Origin of the sequence: Rothia sp. HMSC076D04 (genome assembly GCF_001814645.1) — a bacterium.
Taxonomy (GTDB): domain Bacteria; phylum Actinomycetota; class Actinomycetes; order Actinomycetales; family Micrococcaceae; genus Rothia; species Rothia mucilaginosa.
Window position 1 is genome coordinate 1 of record NZ_KV817349.1, and the last position, 454, is coordinate 454.

Below are 454 nucleotides of genomic sequence, written 5' to 3' on the forward strand. Positions count from 1 at the left end.
AATGTTGGTTTGGTGAGTCAAGACTACGGACGCTATGAACTGACTGTGCGTGAAAATCTTCTTCTGGGTTTGCCTCAGGCAGCGGTTGAGCGTCTTGGTGATGCTGATTTGTGGTCGGCTTTGTCGGTGGCTTGTGCTGATGATTTTGTGCGTGGTCTTGAGGGTGGTTTGGATGCTCAGTTGGGTGAGTCGTTTGGTGGTGTTGGTCTTTCGGGTGGTCAGTGGCAGCGTTTGGCGTTGGCGCGTGTGGTTCTTCGGGATGCGCCGGTGTGGGTGTTGGATGAGCCGACCAGTGCTGTGGATGCTGAGACTGAGGAGGAGATTTTTGCTCGGTTGAAGGTGGCTGCTGTTGGGCGTTTGGTGGTGTTGGTGTCTCATCGTGCGTGGACGTTGCGTGGTGTTGATTCTGTGGTGGTGTTGGATGGTGGGTGTGTGGTGGAACAAGGAACCTACC

General features: G+C 54.6%; 1 protein-coding gene. It reads left to right on the plus strand.

Annotated elements, in window-relative coordinates:
• Window positions 1-454, plus strand: a 454-nt coding sequence (locus tag HMPREF2980_RS00005) for an ATP-binding cassette domain-containing protein (protein WP_141755925.1), incomplete at both ends; no start/stop codon positions are given.